Here is a 14,312-nt window from a genome sequence, read left to right on the forward strand (position 1 = left end):
GCAACTTCCGTGACGGATTTTGCCTTCGGCACGTTAGGGTAAGTGGTGACCGCCAACTGCATGGAAGAGGACCATGGGAGAAATTCGACATCAGGAAATGCCTGAATCAGCGTTTGTCGACAACCGGGTCGAAGAGGACGTAGATGTCCTCGACGAAGCAGATGAGGTCATTCCGTATACCCATAGCATCACGTTCTATGGTGCGGACTGCCCTGTGGATTCCCTCGTAAAACAACTTGATCGCGGCGACATCATTGTACCGACATTTGACTGGGTTTCCGAAGAAGACAGCAGGATCGTCGGATTTCAACGCGAATACGTATGGCCGAAGCCGAAGGCGGACAAGTTCATTGAGTCCCTCCTCCTTGGTCTGCCTGTTCCCGGTATTTTTCTGGTCAGGGAAGCGTCGGGTCGCTTACTGGTGCTCGATGGACACCAACGGCTCCACACCCTCCACCGGTATTACAAAGGACTGATCAACGGTCGGGAATACCGCCTCGAAAACGTACAAAGGCGTTTCGTGGGAATGCGTTTCACGGATCTGGATATGGAGGACCGTCGAAGACTCGACGACAGTATCATTCACGCCACCGTCGTCAGGCAGGACGAGCCGAGTCAGGACCATTTACATTATTTTCGAGCGCCTGAATGCCGGAGGCGTCAATCTCCAGCCCCAGGAGATCCGTGTGGCGCTCTATCATGGCCAACTGGTGCGGGTTCTGAAGAGCCTCAACGAAGAGCGGGCATGGCGAGAACTGTACGGCAAAAAATCCCGGCGTCTGAAGGACATGGAGATGATCCTCCGATTCTTTGCCTTCTACTATCGCTTCGATCAGTATCGCAGCCCGATGAAGGATTTCCTGAATCGGTACATGGCTGAGAACCGGAACCTTGCCAGGCAGTCAGAGGCAGAACTGCGACAGGTTTTCTGTAAGACCACTTCGGTATTGAACCGCATTCTGGGGCGGCGAGCATTCCGACCCAAGAGAGCTGTGAACGCCGCTGTCGTGGACTCCTTGATGACGGGAGTTGCCAAACGTCTCAGGTCTGGAGAGATAGGGGATGCCGAGCAATTCCTGCGCCGGTACCGGTCGTTGCTCAGTAGTCACGAGTACCTCGCAGCGACTGACAAGGGGACTTCGCAAGAGGCCAATGTCCGGACTCGAATGAAGCTCGCGAAGGATATCTTTGTGGATGTCAGATGACAGGCCGTGCTGAGGTTTCCATGATGAAGCAGCGGCTTGACGCGACCTTCAACCGAGCGAACGTCGTCGGGCCAGACCTCAAGTTGCAGGCGGACTTCGCCAGATACCTTTGTGTTTTGGTTTCGGGCTATATCGAGAAGGCTGTGGTTGCGTTTGTACTGGAACATGCGCGGCAAAAGGGCGGGCCGACACTGCAACGATTTGTCGAGCTGCGAACGAAGAGATTCACGAACGCGAAGGCCTCGCGCGTCCAACAGCTCTTGGGCAGTTTCGACCCGAATTGGCAGCAGGAACTGGAGGAATTCCTGGTCGAAGAACGTAAGGTGGCGGTCGACAGTATCGTGAGCCTGCGCAATGTCATCGCTCACGGAGGTTCCGTCGGACTGACCTATAGCCGCATCCGTGAGTATTACGAGCATGCCCAGCGTGTAGTTGATCGCGTGGGGGACCTTTGCGTTCCCGGTGCCGATGGTGCCTGAGGCAACGACCTCCGACAGCAAACATGAGAGCCGATTTGTGGAAGGTGCGGTGCCATTAGCCTACTCCTCGTTGGCCCGGAGCACGCGCAGAAAATTCCCGCTCAGGATCTTGACGATATCCTCCTCCGGGTATCCCCGTTCCAGCAGCCCGCCGACGAACTGCTGGTAGAGCCACGTGTAGTCTTCCCGCCCGATGTCCGTGTCGGTTCCGATGCTCACGTGGTCGATGCCCACCAGTTTCACGATGTAGTCGATGTGGTCCAGGGTGCCTTCCACGGTCGCCCCTTGGGTGATGACTCCCGACCGGGGCCGGACTCTGTGGAGGGAAGACAGAGGTTCCAGATCCAAGGCCTGGCGAGCTGCCTGCTTCTCCGCCGGGTTGCGGATGGCCGCAGCCAGCCGGAAGGGGTCCGGATAGCGTTCCAACAGATAGTTGTTGACCTTGGCCATCGTGATCCACGCACCCGTCTTGCGGATCGGTTCCAGGTGTTTGGGGTCGTACATGGCGCCGACGGCGATCAATCCGCCCTTTTGGGCCAGTGCCTTGATCTGGTCGTCGGTGAGGTTGCGAACCGCGTCGACGACGCCACGGGCCCCTGAATGGGACGCGATGACCGGTTTCCCGGAGGCCTCGATGGCCTCGTCCATGGTCTGGTCCGAGGAATGGGACAGATCCACCAGGATTCCCAGGCGGTTGCACTCCCGCACCACCTCCAGACCGAAGTCGTTCAGTCCCAGGTCGTCGTCGTCCAGGATTCCGGAGCAGGCATCGGCCCAGGAGGCGGGGAAGGCGTGAGCCAGTTCCAGGCGCCTGAGGCCCAGCTTGTGGTAGACGCGAAGCGTGGCCAGGTCCTCGACCACGATGCCGCTGTCCACGCCCAGCATGAGGGAGAGCTTGCCTTCGGCACGGTGACGTTCCAGATCATCCGCGGTGAGAGCCACCTCCACCTCGGGATGGGCAGTGGCGGTTTCGTGGACGGCATCGATTTCCCAGAGGAAACGTTTGACGGCATCGGCGCCGGTGAAGACGCTGTGAGCGATGACGTACCCCGGCGGGGGAGAGGTGTACCAATAGTCACTCAGGTCTCCTATCAGGAGCGCCTCGGTGACGGTGCCGACGCCCAAAACGGCCACGTCGATCCCTTCCGCCAGCAATGCCGACGGATCGAAGGAGGTCTCCGGTTCCTCGGGAAAGCGAAAAAACCGCGTGGTGACCGCCGGATCGATCACCATGTGCCGCTGGAGAATCTCGGCGACCGGGTCCGCATCCGGCGCCTCGGGAGGGGGTCCGGCGCAGGCTGCGCACAGCAGAACGATGGAAAACGCGGTTCGAAAAGGGACGGAAACCCGGATTCTGTTCAGGTGCATGGGAAAGTCGTCTCCTTGATTGATGAGAAGAATGCGGCGCTGATTACCCCTCGTTGGCCCGGAGCACGCGCAGGAAGTTCCCGCCCAGGATCTTGGCGATCTCCTCCACCGAATAACCTCGCTCCAGGAGGCCGCCCGCGAACTGCCGGTAGAGCCAGGTGTAGTCTTCCCGGTTCATGTCGATGTCGGTCCCGATGCCCACGTGGTCGATCCCGACCAGCTTGACGATGTGATCGATGTGGTCCAGGGTGCCTTCCACGTTGGAGCCGTGAGTGATGAGTCCCGAGTAGGGTTGGACGGTCAGCAGGGGAGTCAGAGGAGGCAGGCCCAGGACCTTGAGAGCCTTCTGCTTCTCGGCGGGGTCGCGGATGGCAGCGGCCAGGCGGTAGGGATCCGGATATTGTTGGGCCAGGTAGTTTCCGATCCGGGCCTGAGCGGTCCAGGTTCCCACCGTCCGGATCGCTTCCAGGTGTTGGGGGTCGTAGTAGGCTCCGACGGCGATCAATCCGCCTTTTCGGGCCAACGCCTTGATCAGATCGTCGGTGAGGTTTCGGACCGCATCGACCAGGGCCCGGGCTCCCGAATGGGACGCGATGACCGGTTTCTCGGACGCCTCGATGGCCTCTTTCATGGTCTGGTCCGAGGAATGGGAGAGGTCCACCAGGATCCCCAGGCGATTGCACTCCCGCACCACCTCCAGCCCGAAGTCGTTCAGTCCCAGGTCGTCGTCGTCCAGGATTCCGGAGCAGGCATCGGCCCAGGAGGCGGGGAAGGCGTGAGCCAGTTCCAGGCGCCGGAGTCCCAGCTTGTGGTAGACGCGCAGGGTGGCCAGGTCCTCCACCACGATTCCGCTGTCCACGCCCAGCATGAGGGAGAGCTTGCCTTCCGCGCGGAAACGTTCCAGGTCATCCGCGGTAAGAGCCAGGCCCACGTTGGGGTGGGCGGCGGCCGTCTCGTGAACGGCGTCCACTTCCCAGAGGAAACGCTTGACGGCGTCGGCGCCAGTGAAGACACTTCGAGCCAGGACATGCCCCGGTTCGGGGGACGTGTAGATGTAGGGGGTGAAGTCTCCCACGATGAGCGCCTCGGTGACCGTCCCGATGCCCAAGACGGCGACGTCGATCCCTTCCGCCAGCAGGGCCGCCGGATCGAACGGGGTTTCCGGCTCCTTGGGAAAGCGGAAAAACCGCGTGGTGACGGCAGGGTCGACGACCATGTTCTGCCGGAGGATTTTCGTGACCGGGTCCGTCTCCGGGGCTTTGGTTGCGGGACCGGCGCAGGCCGCGCACAACAACAGCACCGGCAGGATGGAGCGTAGGAAATCGGAAAACGCCGCAGGTTTCTGTTTCATGGGTGAATCGCCTCCCGTCTTGCCGAAGGGAAGTGTAGCGGAATCGTACGTGAACGAGGAGAGAGAACAATGATTCATGTCGGATCGCTGGAGGAAGTTCGGTCCAGGAGTCCCCTGGTGGTGTCCAAGGGTCCGGTCCCCATCGTGATCTTCGACCACGACGGAGAGCTGCGCGCCGTCGACAACCGCTGTCCGCACATGGGTTTTCCACTGCACCGCGGCACCGTGGAGGACGGCATCCTCACCTGCTACTGGCACCATGCGCGCTTCGACCTGGTGAGCGGATGCACCTTCAACCTGTTCGCGGACGACGTGGATTCCTTCCGTGTGGAGGTCCGGGGCGGCGAGGTCTACCTGGACGTCACGCCGCCGCCGGTCGATCCGGTCCAGCGCTGGAGCCAGCGGCTCCAGGAGGGAATGGAGCAGAACCTCAGCTTGATCATGGGCAAGTCGGTGGTGGGACTGCACCACAGCGGCGTCTCCCACCATAAGGTCGCACGGCAGGGCGCGCTCTACGGCGTCCGGCATCGCCGGGACTGGAGTTCCGGCCTCACCATCCTCAGCGCCATGGCCAACGTCTGCGACCTCCTGGAGGGGACGGAGCGGATCCCGCCCCTGTACCATGGCCTGGTCCACATCGCCCGGGACTGCGCCGGCCGCACCCCCAAATTCGAGATCCCGCCCCTTCGAAATCAGGAAATCCCGGCAGAGCATCTCAAACGCTGGTTCCGCTACTTCGTGGAGGTCCGCAGCACCGAGGGCGCCGAGCGTTGCCTTCTGACCGCCGTCCACAAGGGGATGACGAGCGCGCAACTGACCGACCTGGTCGGGGCCGCGGCTACGGACCACGTCTACCTGGATGGGGGTCACGTCGTCGACTTCGTGAACAAGGCTTTCGAACTGCTGGACCGCATCGGCTGGGAACATGCCGGCCGGTTGCTGCCCGCCCTGATCCAGCCTCTGTGCCTGGCGGTTCGAAGCGAGGAGAGGAACCCGTGGCGGCACCCCATCGATCTGGTGCCGGTGCTGCGCCAGGCCGTGGCTCAGATTCCCGAGGCTCTGGAATCGGGGCAGGGGAAGATCTGGACCAAGCCGCCGGACTTCACCGAAACCCTTTTCAGCGACGATCCTCACGCCCCGATCGAGGCACTGCTGGGGGCGTTGCGTGGGGGCGCCCAGCCGGTGGAGTTGGCCCAGGCGGTGGCCTATGCCGCGGCGCTGCGCATCGTCCACTTTCACGTCCAGAACGAGTTGGCCGACTGGATCGCCGTCCTTCACACCTTCACCTATTCCAATGCCCTGCATCAACTGCTTAAACGCAACCAGTCGCCGGACCTGACAAGGGGCGTGTTTCACGGAGCCATGCGGGTCTACCTGGACCGTTTCTTCAACATCCCGCCCGCAAGACTGCCTTCAAGCCAAGGCTCGGCTGGCGCGGAATCGGGGAAGAATTCGATTCGGTCCCGCCTTCTGACACTCATGAACCACCAGCAGGAGACGGACCGGGCCGGACAGATGGTCTGGACCTACCTGGAGGGCGGCGGGTCCGGAGGCTCGCTCATCTCGGCCCTGACCGAGAGCCTGATGCGCGAAGACGCCAACTTCCACACCTTCCAGATGCTGGAGGCGGCCGTTCGCCAATACGGTGAGACCGAGGATCGGGAGGAAAGGAATCTGGTGATGGTCGGAGCGGCCCGTTATCTGGCGGCTCACGCTCCGACGCAAAGGGCCATGAACCAGACCCTCCGTGTGGCCATCCGCCTTCATCGGGGCGACCCCGTCTACGAACCGGAAACGGATGGAGCAGCGGCTTTCTAGCCGCCGAGGGGGTGGCGACATCCTGTCGCCGAACAGGGCGGATAGGGGGACGGAATCCCGCTATACACATTCACTTACGACCCATCGCATCCAGTTGCGACAGTAAGGAATGGGGGACTGACAGTCCCCCCTCCTACGGACCCAGGTTCCGCCACCAGCGCAGCTCCAGACCCCTCTCGTTCACCGCGACGACGTCGGACCACCCGTTGCCGTCCATGTCGGCCACGATAACGGTGGCGCCCAGGATCCAGTGCTCCTTCAGCGGGTGCTTCTTCCAGGGATCTTTGGGATCTCCGGAATTCTCGAACCAGACAATCTGCCCCTTCTGGCCGAAGCTGGTGGCCACCACGTCCAGATCGCCGTCCTTGTCCAGATCGTGGGGGACACCCTCGAAGCCGGACCAGAAACCTTCCTGGATGTTGTGCATGCGCCAGCGGTGACCCCGGCCGGGTTCGCCGGTGTTCTCGTACCAGACCAGGTAGTGGCGCTCCGGAGCATCTCTCCCCAGCAGCCCGCCCGCCATGATCAGATCCAGGTCGCCGTCCCGGTCGAGGTCGACAGGCGTGCCATGCATGGGCAGGTGGCGGAGGCTGATGACGTGCCGCCGCCAGGGACCGGCGGCCGGATGACCGCTGTTCTCGTACCAGAGGACCATGCCGGCCACCCGGGCCGAACCCACCAGGTCGATCAGTCCATCTCCGTTGAAGTCGCCCGCGCGGATCATCCGGGTCTCGAATCGGCCTTCGTCCACGACGTGGGCGGGCCATTCTTCGTGCTGCCACGGACCGGGATTCCGATACCAGGTGAACTTGTTCCCGAGCCGCCAACTGGAGGCGGCCACGTCCGGGCGGCCGTCCCCGTCCAGATCGGCCACGTCCACGTCGTAGGCTCCCATGAGGCCGCCGCTGGTGATGGAGTGTCTCTTCCATGAATCGGTCTGCGCCGGGTTGCCCGGGTTCTCGAACCAGAAGACGTCGCCGTAAAAATTGTCGATCCCCACCAGATCGATATGCCCGTCCTGGTCGATGTCCGCCAGCCGGTGCCGTTCGTAACGGCCTTGCCAGTCCTCGTTGGCGATGTAATGGCGCCGGAACTTGCCGGATCCGTCGTTCTCGTACCAATAGAAGGCGTTGTGGATGCGGGATCCCTTGGTCCCGCAATCGGAGCTGGAAAGATCCAGGTCGCCGTCGCCGTCCAGGTCGGCCGCGGCCACGGCATAGGCGTAGGTGTAGTCGTTGGAGATGAGGTGTTCCTCGAACTTCAGGTCCCTGGCCTGGAGGGCCAGGCTCGCGGTGGCGAGTCCGAGAAAAATTCCATAGGAACTCCGATATCCGGTCCAGTTCATGGCGCCTCCCGTTGTCTTGCAGCTCACCCGGATTATCGTCCGGATCGCTGAGCACATGATGCAAGAGATCATCTCAAGTCTGAAGTTTGAATCAAGTATTTCGACGAACGAATGCAACTTTCGCCGGCCTTCGGGGTTTCCTATATGACGATGATTCCGCGGACGCCGGAGAGTAATGGTCGACAACAGCGCGTTTGAGACGTTCGTCTACGAGCACCAGGATCGGGTCTTCGGCATCGCCGTGCGGTTGCTGGGGAACGAGACCGAAGCCGAAGACGTGTCCCAGACGGTGTTTCTGAGGGCGTTCGAACACTTCGACCGGCTGGGCGGCAACCCCGCTGCGGGAGGTTGGCTGCGAACCGTGACCACGAACCTGTGCCTGAACCATCTCTCCCGGTATCGGGCTCGCTGGCGATTGTTCAGTCAGCGTTCGACCGCCGGAGCCGCGGCCGGACGGAGTTACGAAGAGAGGATGGTGGCGCCGGGATCGCAGGCCGAAGACTTGGAACGTGCCGGCGAGCAGGCGCGGTTGGAGCAGGGAATTCGTGGGTTGCCGCCTCACCAGCGGGTGCCTCTGGTGCTGTTTCATTTCGAGGATCGAAGCTATAAGGAAATCGCCGGAATCCTGGACGTTACCCTGGCCAAGGTCAAGACCGATATTCACCGGGGCCGCCAGGCTCTCCGCCGCTTGATGGAGACGGATGATGAAGCACGATGATTTGGAGTCCCTGACCCATCGAAGGCTGGCCGAACTCCAGCCGCCGCGGGCGCCGCGAACGCTCGCTCCGCGGGTGATGGCTCAGATTCGGAGACGGCAGCAGAGTCCTTGGTATGGCCAGCCCTGGATCGCATGGCCCTGGGTGTGCCAGATGGTGTCGGTTACCTTGCTTTTGGGACTCGCCGGTTTGGCTTGGTACTTGCTGAATTGGAGGGCTGGCGTTTCCGATGTCTTGGGAACCGGAAGAGTGGAGACGAGCATAGTGGCCGTCACCGATGCGGTTGTGACGCTGGCGGAGAGTGGGCGCGTCCTGCAGCGTGTGATTCTGCAACCGATTGCCGGACATCTCATGTTCGTGATGGCATTTTTGGGTATGGCGAGCGCGTTGCTCTGTGCGGCGCTGGCCCGTTTGCTCCAGGAAAGGGAGGCTGGACAATGAAGATCGCTTGGGGAGTTTCGGGACTTTTGGTGGTGGCGCTGGTGGGTTTTTCTGCTGGCTGTGGCGACGATTCCAGCGGCCCTGACTCGCCGCCGATTCCAGGGGTGCTCGAGATCGGCGGTGATGACGGTGAAGTCGTCAAGATCGGAGGGAACTACGTTCTTCGAAGCGACCAGGAGGTCGGAGAGCTCGTCGTGATCTCGGGTATGGCGCGGATCGAAGGGACGGTCAGAGATGAAATGGTGGTCATTGCCGGCGGAGCGACACTCGCCGGCAGCGCCCGCGTCCAAGGCGACGCAGTAGTCTTGGGAGGAACGGTCAAGGTGGAGGAAGGAGCCACCGTAGAAGGAGATTTGGTGGTTCTCGGCGGCGGTGTGGATGTGCCCCCGAACTTCGAACCGGGTGGGGAGCAGGTCTCTGTCGGGACGATCCCAGCGGGCGGGATATTGGCAGAATTGATTCCCTGGTTCACCCACGGACTGTTGATTGGCCGCCCGATCGTGCCGAGTCTTCTCTGGATCTGGGTTGTGGTCGGGGTTCTGGCAGTCTTGTACCTGCTGATCAATTTTATTTTCCCGGGTCCGGTCCACGCCTGCGCACAGGCTCTGGAGGACAAACCGCTGAGTGTGGGTCTGGTGGGAATGTTGGTGGTGCTGCTGATCGCGCCCGTCTCGCTGATGCTGACAGTGACCGTCATCGGGCTGGTGCTGATCCCATTCCTTTGGGTTTTGCTTCTGGTCGGCGGACTCGTCGGTAGCGTCGGCGTTGCCCGCTGGATCGGAGCCCGAATTCTGGCCGAGGAGTCTCCGGAGAACCGGGTCGAGGCGGCGCGGTCGCTGCTTATCGGATTTGCCTTGATCACTCTGGTCTACATGGTTCCGGTTCTCGGCTTCGTGGCATGGTCCGTGTTGGGCGTGTTGGCGTTGGGCGCTGCGGCAACCGAATCCTTTGCAGGGTTGCGGAAAGAGCATCCGGCTGCTCCGTCCCCAGCCCCACCGTCCCCGCCTCCGGCCGGCATTGAAACGGCTGGTGTCGGAACAGCGGGGCCTCCAGATAATACGGCACTTCCAGACGAACCCGCACCGGCGGTAGACCTCTCGGCGTTTCGCCGTGCGAGATTCCTTACCCGGGTCGGAGCGCTCCTGATCGATCTCGCCATGGTGGCCTTCGTCACCTACCTGCTGGAGATTCATGGCGGGAAAACGATTCTGCTGTTGTTGATCTACCGCGTCGCTCACTGGAGTTTGAGGGGAACGACTGTCGGCGGCATCATCTGCCGTTTGCGCGTCGTGCGCACCGATGGAGCGCCGATCCGCTTCGCCGAGGCGGCGGTGCGTGGACTTGCCACCATCCTTTCGACGTTGGTCGTGGGACTGGGTTGGCTCTGGATCCTCTGGGATCCGGAGCGGCAGGCGTGGCACGACAAGATCGCAGGAACCGCCGTAGTCCAGGTCCCGTCCGATTGGCCCCGGTAGAACCCGAAATGATACCAACGAACTGTCCGGAATCGGACAATCTGTCCGATTCCGGACACCTGCAACGGACTCGGTATGGGGTCAGGCATTCCGGCACTCATCGTCTTCCTGTTCCCGAACAGCTGACGTGAATTCATGAACGGTATGTCATGGTAGAGTTAATGGTAGAATATATGCCATGAAATCAACCATAGATAAAGCTGGTCGCATCGTGATTCCAAAGCCGATTCGAGACGCGGCGCGGCTGAAGCCGGGTACGAGGGTTGGCTTTCGGGTCATTTCCGGACGTGTGGAGATTGAGCCGGTTCCGCTTGAAGTTACGCTTGAGCAACGCGGCCCACTAGTTGTCGCCGTTCCAAGTCAGCAGCAGCCAGTCTTGAAGGCGTCCACGGTCGAGCGCACGATAGATGTGGTCCGTGATCGCGGAACCGCGAAGGGGGCTCCTGATTGAGCCGGTATCTATGCGACACCAGTTGTCTCGTCGCAGCGGTCTGCACCTGGCACGAACACCATGCCCGCACCCGTGCCGAGATAGAGAGCCGCAGCCGCGATCATGAAGACATGGTCCTTGCAGCCCATACGCTCGCGGAAACCTATGCGGTCCTCACTCGGCTCCCTCCGCTTCATCGACTGAGAGCCGCCGACGCCCTTTCCCTGATTGAAATGAATTGGGGTGGTGCACCCGTCATTCAACTGACGGACTCGGACACATGGCGAGCGCTACGAGAAGCGCCGCAATTCGGAATCGCTGGCGGTCAGACGTACGACGCGCTTGTTGTGGCTGCTGCGATCAAGGCCGGCGCGTCGGTGCTTCTTACCTGGAACCTGCGCAACTTCTCTCAGTTTTCGGGGAGAATCAGCATCTGTGCGCCGGTTTGAATTGTCTACGCGTATTCCAATCGAAATACTTGCCGGAAGCTGCCAATTGCAGGCAACTTCAGCGGGCGTGTCTCTCGGCTCGTTCTCACGGCTACGAAGTCCGGGGTGATTCCGGAGGTGCGGAACCTGTCCTGTACCAGTCCACGCGCCGGGTGGCGTACATGATGGCCGCGAGGATGCCGAAGAGGCCGAGGGATCCGATAAGCAGGGCAAAGTCCTCGTTCACGAGGAGGACGTACAGGTAGGCGTAAAGGGAGGTGACGCCGGCGGCGACAAGCAAAGCGGGCCGCAAGCGGCGCAGCACCGCGGCCGAGTACGCGGCTACCAACCCGATGATCGAAATACTGGCCAGGGAGTAGGCAAGTGGGAAGCCGATGTGCTCGGACAGCGAGAGCTCCAGAAGGTAGAAGAGGCAGAGAGCACCTCCCAGCATGAGGTATTGGATCGGATGGACGCGAACGCCTACCAGGACTTCGATCAGCCAGACGAAGGCGAAAGGGAGGAGGGCAAAGAGGAAGGCGTACTTTAGGCTGCGTTCCGCCATACGGTAGTGATCGACCGGATGGACCAGCTCGACACCGAAACGTGAGCCGTCGACGGATTCATTCATCCTGTCCTCAGCCCTCCACGCCTGCGGATAGTTTCGGCCCAGAGACGGGATCGACCACTTGGCCTGAAAGTCCGAGGCCGACACGGAGCGCTCGGCTGGGAGCCAATTTCCCTGAAAGCTGGGATGGCCGTAATCCGACCGGAGTTCGATGACAGTCTGCTGTCCGAAGGGAGTGAGGTAGAGACCGAGGCTGCCATTCAGGGAGAGCGGGAAAGAGAATCTGAACCGCTCAGTTGCGTCCGCCGCTCCGACCACCGCGTGGATCCCCGCGACCCCGCCCAGGAAGGCTCCGGTTCCGGGAAGGAAAGACGCGGGCCGGCCATTCCACGATACGGAGGTTTCTTCCTGGATTGCGCGCGCGTCCGATATTCCGACGGCCAGATAGGCTCGATCCCAGTTGACCGCCTCGGGCTCGACATCGAACTCGGCGAAGCCGGGACGTGCAAACTCGCCCTCGACCGTCAGGCTGACGCGGTAGACCGGGATCGAGAAGATCCCCCGAAAGCGGGTCTCGGTGTCGATGGAGCCGCGAGAGTGGAGGCGCTCGGGGAGGAATACGGCGTGTCGGACCTCGGCTCGGGTGACTTCCTGGCCGCCGGTTGCGACCTCGGTCCAACGATGAGTGTAGGGCACGACCAGCGCCGGACCGGTGATGATCTGGTCGTTTCCCCACTTTGACGAAACCTCGGCCACCGCCTCCCGGCGCCTCTCCTGGCGCTCCGAGACCAGCTCCGCGATCATCTCGATGGGAATCTGAAGCAGTAAGGCCAGGAACCCGACCAGGAGGAGGCGCAGCATCTGCGAGCTTCGAAGCGAAGATGTCAACCGCTCGAGAGAATCTTGCATCGAGTGCGCTCCATCGATTGGGAGATTCCCGAAACATAGCAGGAACACGGGTTCCTTGTAACCGATCCGGTTTTCATCGGACAATCTGTTAGAAATCGAAAACTGGAGATGGATCCCCATGAGACGATTCACGATTCTGCTGTTTCCGGCGTCCCTTGCGGTTCTCTTCGGCACCGCCGATGACACCTGTGCGGAGGGAGGCGAGAACTCCCTCAAGCCGTCTCCGGACGCCGCCCTCTACGCCTACGGCTACCATCAGCGCCCCTACCCGCTGGAACCGGGACCCCATCTCTTCGTGGATTGGCGCTACGTCAATCCGGGCCATGTGACCTACAGGTACCGGGGGCGGCGGATCCAGCGGGATCGGCCCGAAGAATACGGCCCGGAGATCAACTCCGAGGTCCAGGGCCTTCCCCGGGAGGTTCCCACCGGAATCCGGATCGAGGTGCAGACGGCGGGCAAGCTGGGACCCGTGATCAGCAACGACCGGCCCTGGGAGTACTTCACGCCCTACGTCAACCTGATCCACCATGACGGGAAGTACATTCTCTTTTACAACACCACCACCTACCGGCTCGGCCGGAGCTCGGAAGGCTACATGGTCTGCTATGCCGAGTCCGAAGACGGCCTGAACTACCGCAAGCCGCCGCTGGGGCAGGTGGAGTTCCAGGGAAGCCGCGAGAACAACATCGTCCTGGGGCCGGGGGTCTGCAGGTACGGGATTCACGGTCCGGCCATCTTCGTGGATCCCACCGCCGAGCCCGACGAGCGATTCAAGGCCGTCTACCAGGCCGCCGTCGACCAGGCGACCGTCGAGCGGATGCAGGCCGCCCATCCCGAATCGGTGACTCCCGCCTCGAAAGACGGGACGGCTCTCATGGGGGCGGTCTCTCCGGACGGCATCCGGTGGCGGGAACTGGAGGAGCCGTTGATGGGCCACGTCAGCGACACCGGAACCACGGCCTACTGGGACGAACGTCTGGGCCGCTACGTGGGTTACTTCCGGATGGGGGTCTGGGGCCGGCGCATGATCGGCCGGGCCGAAACCACCGATTTCCGGCGCTGGCCCCGCCCGGAGATGGTTCTGGCCCCCGACCCTTCAGAGTCGGCGTGGGTCGACTACTACACCAACGGCAGGGCGTTCTACCCGGGCACCAGCACCATGCACCTCATGTTTCCCATGATCTACCACCGCAACCTGGACACCAGCACAGTGCGGGTCGCCGCCAGCCTGGCTGGACGGATCTGGAACTTCCTTCCGGGAGGACCGGTCCTGGAGCCCGGTTCGGAAGGGTCGTTCGACGCCGGATGCCTCTTCCCCGGCGCCGGTCTGGCCGAAATCTCCGGAAACCGGGTCATCCTGCCCTACGTCGGATTCGCCGTCCCTCACAAGTTTCCCCGGCTGAGCCCCCTGGGAGAGATTGCTTTCGCCGTCTGGCCCAAGCAGCGGCTCAGCGCCCTGGTGGCGGACGAGGAGGGGAGGTTCGTCACGAACCCCCTCTCCAGCCGTGGAAAGTCCCTCTGGCTTAATTTCGACACGGGCCGGAACGGATCCGTGCAAGTGGAGGTGGTTGGCGTGGAGGGCAGAAGCCTGGCCGAGTGCGATATCCTGTCTGGTGACCGGCTCTCGAAGCAGGTGACCTGGAAGGGGCGTCCGGATCTGGGAGTCGATCCGGGTCAAGCCTTTCGCCTGCGGTTCCAACTGCGAGGCGCCAAGCTCTTCGCCTTCGAGATGCGTTGAGCCCGGCGGTTGTTCGGAAACCCTGGAGGTTGAATTCC

At 62.0% G+C, this 14,312-nt stretch carries 13 protein-coding genes; 9 read left to right on the forward strand and 4 right to left on the reverse strand.

Features of this window, described 5'->3' with window-relative positions:
* Window positions 1-73 precede the first annotated feature (73 nt).
* Complete coding sequence (locus OXT71_15640; GenBank protein MDE2927827.1) at window positions 74-880, forward strand: DUF262 domain-containing protein; 807 nt, start codon at window positions 74-76, stop codon at window positions 878-880.
* A 345-nt stretch (window positions 881-1,225) separates the two neighbouring features.
* Window positions 1,226-1,684, forward strand: coding sequence for a HEPN domain-containing protein (locus OXT71_15645; GenBank protein MDE2927828.1), 459 nt, complete (start codon window positions 1,226-1,228; stop codon window positions 1,682-1,684).
* Between the two features lie 60 nt (window positions 1,685-1,744).
* Here OXT71_15645 and OXT71_15650 read toward each other — a convergent pair whose 3' ends face one another.
* Window positions 1,745-3,052, reverse strand: a complete 1,308-nt coding sequence (locus tag OXT71_15650) for a membrane dipeptidase (protein MDE2927829.1) — start codon at window positions 3,050-3,052, stop codon at window positions 1,745-1,747.
* A 43-nt stretch (window positions 3,053-3,095) separates the two neighbouring features.
* Window positions 3,096-4,403, reverse strand: coding sequence for a membrane dipeptidase (locus OXT71_15655; GenBank protein ID MDE2927830.1), 1,308 nt, complete (start codon window positions 4,401-4,403; stop codon window positions 3,096-3,098).
* A 69-nt stretch (window positions 4,404-4,472) separates the two neighbouring features.
* Here OXT71_15655 and OXT71_15660 point away from each other — a divergent pair, with 69 nt between their 5' ends.
* Entirely contained in the window at window positions 4,473-6,221 is a 1,749-nt protein-coding gene (locus OXT71_15660) for a Rieske (2Fe-2S) protein (GenBank protein MDE2927831.1), read from the forward strand.
* Between the two features lie 133 nt (window positions 6,222-6,354).
* Here OXT71_15660 and OXT71_15665 read toward each other — a convergent pair whose 3' ends face one another.
* Window positions 6,355-7,566: a VCBS repeat-containing protein gene (locus OXT71_15665; protein MDE2927832.1), complete on the reverse strand. Its 1,212-nt coding sequence runs from the start codon at window positions 7,564-7,566 to the stop codon at window positions 6,355-6,357.
* A 175-nt stretch (window positions 7,567-7,741) separates the two neighbouring features.
* Here OXT71_15665 and OXT71_15670 point away from each other — a divergent pair, with 175 nt between their 5' ends.
* From OXT71_15670 to OXT71_15690, 5 genes are all read left to right on the forward strand, one after another.
* Window positions 7,742-8,284 (forward strand): sigma-70 family RNA polymerase sigma factor, encoded by a 543-nt coding sequence (locus OXT71_15670; GenBank protein MDE2927833.1) that lies wholly within the window; start codon window positions 7,742-7,744, stop codon window positions 8,282-8,284.
* Window positions 8,268-8,723: a hypothetical protein gene (locus tag OXT71_15675; protein MDE2927834.1), complete on the forward strand. Its 456-nt coding sequence runs from the start codon at window positions 8,268-8,270 to the stop codon at window positions 8,721-8,723. The genes OXT71_15670 and OXT71_15675 overlap by 17 nt, the downstream gene beginning before the upstream one ends.
* On the forward strand, window positions 8,720-10,198 hold the full coding sequence (locus OXT71_15680; protein MDE2927835.1) for an RDD family protein: 1,479 nt from the start codon (window positions 8,720-8,722) through the stop codon (window positions 10,196-10,198). The genes OXT71_15675 and OXT71_15680 overlap by 4 nt, the downstream gene beginning before the upstream one ends.
* 178 nt (window positions 10,199-10,376) lie before the next feature.
* Window positions 10,377-10,649 (forward strand): AbrB/MazE/SpoVT family DNA-binding domain-containing protein, encoded by a 273-nt coding sequence (locus OXT71_15685; protein MDE2927836.1) that lies wholly within the window; start codon window positions 10,377-10,379, stop codon window positions 10,647-10,649.
* On the forward strand, window positions 10,646-11,077 hold the full coding sequence (locus OXT71_15690; protein ID MDE2927837.1) for a PIN domain-containing protein: 432 nt from the start codon (window positions 10,646-10,648) through the stop codon (window positions 11,075-11,077). The genes OXT71_15685 and OXT71_15690 overlap by 4 nt, the downstream gene beginning before the upstream one ends.
* 91 nt (window positions 11,078-11,168) lie before the next feature.
* Here the strand turns inward: OXT71_15690 and creD are convergent, their stop codons facing one another.
* Window positions 11,169-12,533, reverse strand: a complete 1,365-nt coding sequence (creD, locus tag OXT71_15695; protein ID MDE2927838.1) for a cell envelope integrity protein CreD — start codon at window positions 12,531-12,533, stop codon at window positions 11,169-11,171.
* Window positions 12,534-12,651: 118 nt separating this feature from the next.
* On the opposite strand from creD, the gene OXT71_15700 reads away from it, so the two are divergent.
* Window positions 12,652-14,274, forward strand: a complete 1,623-nt coding sequence (locus OXT71_15700) for a hypothetical protein (GenBank protein ID MDE2927839.1) — start codon at window positions 12,652-12,654, stop codon at window positions 14,272-14,274.
* The last annotated feature ends 38 nt before the right edge of the window (window positions 14,275-14,312 follow it).

The sequence above is a fragment of the Acidobacteriota bacterium genome, from assembly GCA_028874215.1.
GTDB lineage: Bacteria > Acidobacteriota > UBA6911 > RPQK01 > JAJDTT01 > JAJDTT01.

What these genes read in the sequence shown, in the direction of transcription:
- OXT71_15670 (MDE2927833.1), top strand. Translation starts at nt 7,742, where the DNA reads ATGGTCGACAACAGCGCGTTTGAGACGTTCGTCTACGAGCACCAGGAT.
- creD (MDE2927838.1), bottom strand. Translation starts at nt 12,533, where the DNA reads ATGCAAGATTCTCTCGAGCGGTTGACATCTTCGCTTCGAAGCTCGCAG.
- OXT71_15645 (MDE2927828.1), top strand. Translation starts at nt 1,226, where the DNA reads ATGATGAAGCAGCGGCTTGACGCGACCTTCAACCGAGCGAACGTCGTC.
- OXT71_15665 (MDE2927832.1), bottom strand. Translation starts at nt 7,566, where the DNA reads ATGAACTGGACCGGATATCGGAGTTCCTATGGAATTTTTCTCGGACTC.
- OXT71_15680 (MDE2927835.1), top strand. Translation starts at nt 8,720, where the DNA reads ATGAAGATCGCTTGGGGAGTTTCGGGACTTTTGGTGGTGGCGCTGGTG.
- OXT71_15650 (MDE2927829.1), bottom strand. Translation starts at nt 3,052, where the DNA reads ATGCACCTGAACAGAATCCGGGTTTCCGTCCCTTTTCGAACCGCGTTT.
- OXT71_15660 (MDE2927831.1), top strand. Translation starts at nt 4,473, where the DNA reads ATGATTCATGTCGGATCGCTGGAGGAAGTTCGGTCCAGGAGTCCCCTG.
- OXT71_15700 (MDE2927839.1), top strand. Translation starts at nt 12,652, where the DNA reads ATGAGACGATTCACGATTCTGCTGTTTCCGGCGTCCCTTGCGGTTCTC.
- OXT71_15675 (MDE2927834.1), top strand. Translation starts at nt 8,268, where the DNA reads ATGATGAAGCACGATGATTTGGAGTCCCTGACCCATCGAAGGCTGGCC.
- OXT71_15655 (MDE2927830.1), bottom strand. Translation starts at nt 4,403, where the DNA reads ATGAAACAGAAACCTGCGGCGTTTTCCGATTTCCTACGCTCCATCCTG.
- OXT71_15640 (MDE2927827.1), top strand. Translation starts at nt 74, where the DNA reads ATGGGAGAAATTCGACATCAGGAAATGCCTGAATCAGCGTTTGTCGAC.
- OXT71_15685 (MDE2927836.1), top strand. Translation starts at nt 10,377, where the DNA reads ATGAAATCAACCATAGATAAAGCTGGTCGCATCGTGATTCCAAAGCCG.